The organism is Streptomyces aurantiacus JA 4570 (genome assembly GCF_000414115.1).
Lineage (GTDB): Bacteria > Actinomycetota > Actinomycetes > Streptomycetales > Streptomycetaceae > Streptomyces > Streptomyces aurantiacus_A.
Window position 1 is genome coordinate 1 of record NZ_AOPZ01000514.1, and the last position, 5,019, is coordinate 5,019.

The 5,019-nt window shown below is 74.0% G+C and carries 3 protein-coding genes; all 3 read right to left on the reverse strand.

Going from position 1 to position 5,019, the window contains the following annotated elements; translation table 11 throughout:
* Nucleotides 1-152: 152 nt before the first annotated feature.
* Nucleotides 153-437 (reverse strand): acyl carrier protein, encoded by a 285-nt coding sequence (locus STRAU_RS36630; RefSeq protein ID WP_016645439.1) that lies wholly within the window; start codon nucleotides 435-437, stop codon nucleotides 153-155.
* Between the two features lie 108 nt (nucleotides 438-545).
* Nucleotides 546-1,553, reverse strand: coding sequence for a 3-oxoacyl-[acyl-carrier-protein] synthase III C-terminal domain-containing protein (locus tag STRAU_RS36635; protein ID WP_203227507.1), 1,008 nt, complete (start codon nucleotides 1,551-1,553; stop codon nucleotides 546-548).
* 76 nt (nucleotides 1,554-1,629) lie between these two features.
* A complete protein-coding gene (locus tag STRAU_RS36640) occupies nucleotides 1,630-4,986 on the reverse strand; it encodes a non-ribosomal peptide synthetase (protein ID WP_259300095.1) in 3,357 nt (1,118 codons plus the stop codon).
* Nucleotides 4,987-5,019: the final 33 nt, after the last annotated feature.

The window sequence follows — 5,019 nt, forward strand, 5'->3', positions numbered from 1 at the left end:
CGCGCCGAACAGCCCGGCGCGCGCCGCCGCGCCCCTGACCTCGGCGGGCAGTTCGCCTCGCGCGTCCCAGTCCGCGGCGTCCGCGCGGACGGAGTCGGCGAACCGCGCCCCGAGGGCGGTGAGGTCGGCCACGCCGGTGAGGGCGGTGTCGCTCACGCCGCCGCGCCCCGGTTCGCGGCCTTGGTCAGGACGAAATCGCGCAGCCTGCCGAGGGTGCGGAAGTGGTCCAGGTCGAGGTCCTCGACGCCGACCTCGATGCCGTACCGCTGCTCGACGAAGTTCACCAGCTCCATCGCGAACAGGGAGTTGACCAGGCCGAGCGCGAAGTAGTCGTCGTCCGGGCCCAGTTCCTGCCCCAGGTGGCGAGTCAGGTACGCGCTCAGCTCCTCGGTCACGTCCGCCACGGTGGCCGCGTCCGTCTGGTTCGGTGTTTCCATTCGGGCCCTGCTCCTCACGAAAGTGGTGTCACGAAACAAAGGTGGTGTCACGAAAGGTGCTGTTCACGAAGGGACCGTGCTCACCCGCACGGTGCTCAAGTGCGGTGCTCACAAGTAGTGCGTCGCGGCGGCGCCCTCGCCGATCTGTACGAGCAGCAGGCTCCACGCTGCGACGGGGCTCGCGCTGAGCAGCACCGCGTACTGCCCGTCCTCGAGGCCGCCGCGGTCGAGCTCCGTGCGCAGGTTCAGCAGTACGTCGTTGGGGCCGAGGTGGCCGTACTGCCTGAGGTTGTCGAAGCACGACGTGCTGATCTCGATGCCGAGGGCCTCCTCAGTGAACCGGAAGGCGCCCACGGACAAGTTGTGGCTGAGGTGGCGGGAGATGTCCCGCGGCGTCAGGTGGTTGCGGTCGAGGAGGCGCCGGTGCAGGGCGCGCAGCCGGTTGCGGGTCTCCACGGCGAGCCGGAAGGAGTACGAGGGGATGTCGCGGCACTCCTCGCGCCAGTGCGCGGTGGGCCGGTCGCGGTAGTCGACGCGGAACAGGTCCCAGTGGTCGCCGTTGGTCTCCTGGACGATGTCGAGGACGCGGACGGGGCCGCCGCGCGAGATCACCGCGGCGGCACCCCCGTCGCCGCTGACCGTGACCGGGTGCCGGTAGCGCAGCGGGGCGGGCGGCTTGCTGCCGTGGGCGACCAGGACGTGCTCCAGGTCGCCGTCGGCGGCCAGCAGCCCGCGCGCCGCGAGCAGCGCCGGGGTGAGGGAGACACAGCCGAGGCCGCCCACCGAGAACGTCAGCGCGCGGTCCGCCCCGAGCAGCGCCTGGAGCCGGGTGGCCGCCGACGTCATCAGCGTCTCGGGGGCGCGGGCGTCGATGAGGATGAGCGCGTCGAGGTCGCCGGCGGCGAGGTGTGCCTCTGCCAGGGCCCGGCTCGCGGCGCGGGCCGCGAGGTCGAAGGCGGTCAGTGAGTCGTCCGCGCGGACCTCCTCGACGCCGAGCGCCGCGCAGGTCTCCCGTTCGCTCTCGTCGAGGTCGGCCAGGCCCGGCAGTTTCGCGACGGGCAGGACGCTGTCGGGCTGGTAGCAGGCGGCCGCCTTGATGGCCGTCACCGGAGGCATTCGGCGGCCCCCGTCCTGTGCTGGACCACGCCGGGTCGCGGCGCCACGGCCTCCCGGCCCGGGCGGCTCGGAGGCGTCATAGCTCGTACCCCATTTCGTCGGTGGTTTCGCGGTCGGGCCGGTCGTCGACCAGACGGGCCATCGCCTCGACCGTGGTGTGCTCGAAGAGGGCGCTCAAGGACACCTGGTGCGGGCCGAGTCCGGACAGGCGGCGGCCCAGCGTGAGCAGGGAGAGGGAGGTTCCGCCGGCCTCGAAGAACTTCTCGTGCACGCCGATCTCGTCGCGGCCGAGCAGTTCGGCCCAGATCGCGGCGACCGCCCGCTCGGTGGCCGTGCGCGGCCTGGCCAGGGCGGTCGGGTGCCGGGGCTCGGGGCTCGGCGGGGACGGCAGGGCGCGGCGGTCCACCTTGCCGTGGCGGGTGAGCGGGAAGGCGTCGAGCGTGACGAAGGCGGCGGGGACCATGTACGGCGGCACCCGCCGCGCCACGTGGGCGCGCAGTTCGTCGGCCGCGGGAGCCGCCGCGGCACCGTCCCCGGAAGCCGCCGCTCCGCCGGCCTCCCCGCCCCCGGGGTCCGTGGGCGGAACCACATAGGCCACCAGCTGCCGTCCTCCGGTGCCGGGAGTCTCCCGGGGGACGACGGCGGCCCCGGCCACGCGGGGATGCGCCATGAGGGCCGTCTCCACCTCGCCGGGTTCGACCCGGAAGCCGCGGATCTTCAACTGGTCGTCGGCGCGCGCCTTGTACACCAGCTCCCCGTCCGCCGCCCACGTCACCACGTCCCCGGTCCGGTACATGCGCGCGCCGGGCGGGCCGAACGGGCAGGCCACGAACCGCTCGGCGGTGAGCCCCGACCGGTGCTCGTAGCCGCGTGCCAGGCCCGAACCCGCCAGGTACAACTCGCCCTCCACACCCGGCGGGACGGGGCGCAGCAAGTCGTCGAGGACGTGGACGCGCGTGTTGTCCATCGGCCGCCCGATGGGGATCACGGCACCGACCCGGTCGGCGGCGGCGATCCGGTGGCAGGTGACGAACACGGTCGCCTCCGTCGGCCCGTACCCGTTGACGACGGTGGTCCCCGGACAGGCGCGCAGCACGCGCGCCACCGCCTCGGGGGCCACCGGCTCGCCGCCGGTCAGTGCCTCGCGCACGCCCGCGAAGCTGTCCGGGCGCTCCTCGGCGACCACGGCGAAGACCCCGGCGGACAGGGTAAGGCCGGTCACCCGGTGCTCCGCGACGAGCGCGGCGTAGGTGTCGACGTCGAGCTTGCCGGGCGGGGCCACCACGGCGGTGCCGCCGGCGAGGAGCGGTACCCACATGTCGTAGCCGGAGACGTCGAACGTCGATGCCGTGTGCAGGAGCACCCGTTCGTGGGCGCCGCCCGCCCAGCCCCGGTCCGCCGCGAGGTCCACCACGGCCTGATGGCTGACCCCGGTGCCCTTGGGCACGCCGGTGGAGCCCGAGGTGTAGATGATGTACGCGAGCCGGTCCGGCCGCCCCGCGTCCGGCAGGTCGTCCGCCGGTTCGCCGGATACGGCCGCCGCGGTGCCCGGGTCGTCCAGGACCAGGCGTGGGCACCCGGTCTCGGGCAGGTCGGCCGCGGCGCCGGAGGTGGTCACGAGGAGCGCCGGGCGCGCGTCGCGCAGCATGGACTCCAGGCGCTGCGCCGGGTCGTCGGGAGCGAGCGGCACGTAGGCGCCGCCGGCCTTCAGCACGGCCAGGACCGTCATCACGTACTCCGGTGACCGGGGCACGGCCACGGCCACGGGCGACTCGCCGCCCACGCCGCGCCGCACGAGGGCGCGGGCGAGCCGGTTGGCGCGCGCGTTCAGCTCCCGGTACGTCAGCGACTCGGCGCCGTGCACCAGCGCGACGGCGTCCGGTGCCTCGGCGGCCCGTCGCTCGAAGAGCGCGGAGACCGTCACCGCCGGTGTGGGGGCGGTGGTGTCGTTGATGTCGCGCAGCACGTTCCGCTCGGCGGGCGTCAGCGCGTCCACGGCGTGCAGCCGGTTCCGCGGACGGGCCGTCAATTCCCGTACGAGGCGGGCGAACCGGTCGGCCAGTGCGGTGACCGTGGCGCGGTCGAACAGGTCGGTGGCGTACTCGACGAGCCCGGAAAGACCCTGCCCGGCCCGCCGCCCCTCGTGGTGGGGCTCCTCGACGTGGAAGAGCAGGTCGAATTTCGCGGTCCCGGTCACGACGGGTTCCGGGGTGGCCCGCACCCCGTCCAGTTCGAGGTCGCCGGTGCCCTTCTCCCAGAAGAACGCCACCTGGAACAGCGGGTGGTGGGCGGTGGACCGCTCCGGGTTCAGCGCCTCGACGAGCCACTCGAACGGCAGGTCCTGGCGGTCGTAGGCGTGCACGGCCTTGTCCCGCACCTGCCGGACCAGGTCCTCGAACGACGGGTCGCCCGACAGGTCGGCCCGCAGCACCCAGGTGTTGACGAAGAAGCCCACCAGGTCGGCCAGGGCGTCGTCCGTGCGTGCGGCGACGGCCGACCCGATGGGGAGATCGTCGCCGCCGCCCATGAGGTGCAGCAGCACCGCGAGGGCGGACTGGAGCACCATCGGCACGGTGGCGCCCTGCGCGCGGGCCAGTTCCTCGACCGCGGTCAGGACGTCGGGGTCGAGGGCGAAGGTGACGGTGTCGCCCCGGTGGCTCGCCACGGGCGGACGCGGCCGGTCGAGCGGGAGCCGCGTCGGCTGCGGCACTCCGTCCAACTCCTGTCGCCAGTAGGCCAGATGGTCCGCCACGGGGCTTTCGGGGTCGTCCGTGTCGCCGAGCAGTCGCCGCTGCCAGAGCGTGTAGTCGGCGTACTGCACGGGCAGTTCGTCCCAGCGCGGCGACTCACCGCGTCGCCGGGCGGAGTAGGCCGTGGCCAGGTCGCGGGTCAGCGGTCCGAAGGATTCGCCGTCGACCACGATGTGGTGCATCAGCAGCATCAGGACGTGCTCGTCGGGCGCACAGCGCAGCACGCGGGCCCGCACCGGAAGCTCCGCCGACAGGTCGAACGGGCGGCTCACCTCCTCGGACACCGTGGCGGTCACCGCGTCCGGAGCGACGTCCCGCACGGGCACGTCGAGGACGACGGATTCCTCCGGTACGACGACCTGCGCCGCGACGCCCTGGTCGTCGGCGACGAACAGCGTGCGCAGACTCTCGTGCCGCACCACGACGTCCCGGAGCGCCGACGCCAGCGCGGCCACGTCCACCTCCCCGCGGAGCCGGACCACGAACGGAAGGTGGTACGTCGGCAGCGGCTCCAGCTCGTCGAGGAACTTCACGCGCTGCTGGGCGAAGGACAGCGGCACCCGCTCGGGCCGTCCCTCGGCCCGGCGCAGCGCGGGGCGCGACGATCGCCGGTGCGTGCCGACGCGCTCGGCGAGGCGCGCCGCGGTGGGCGCCTCGAAGACCGCCCGGATCGGGACGTCCACGCCAAGCACCGCGCGCATCCGGTTCACCAGGCG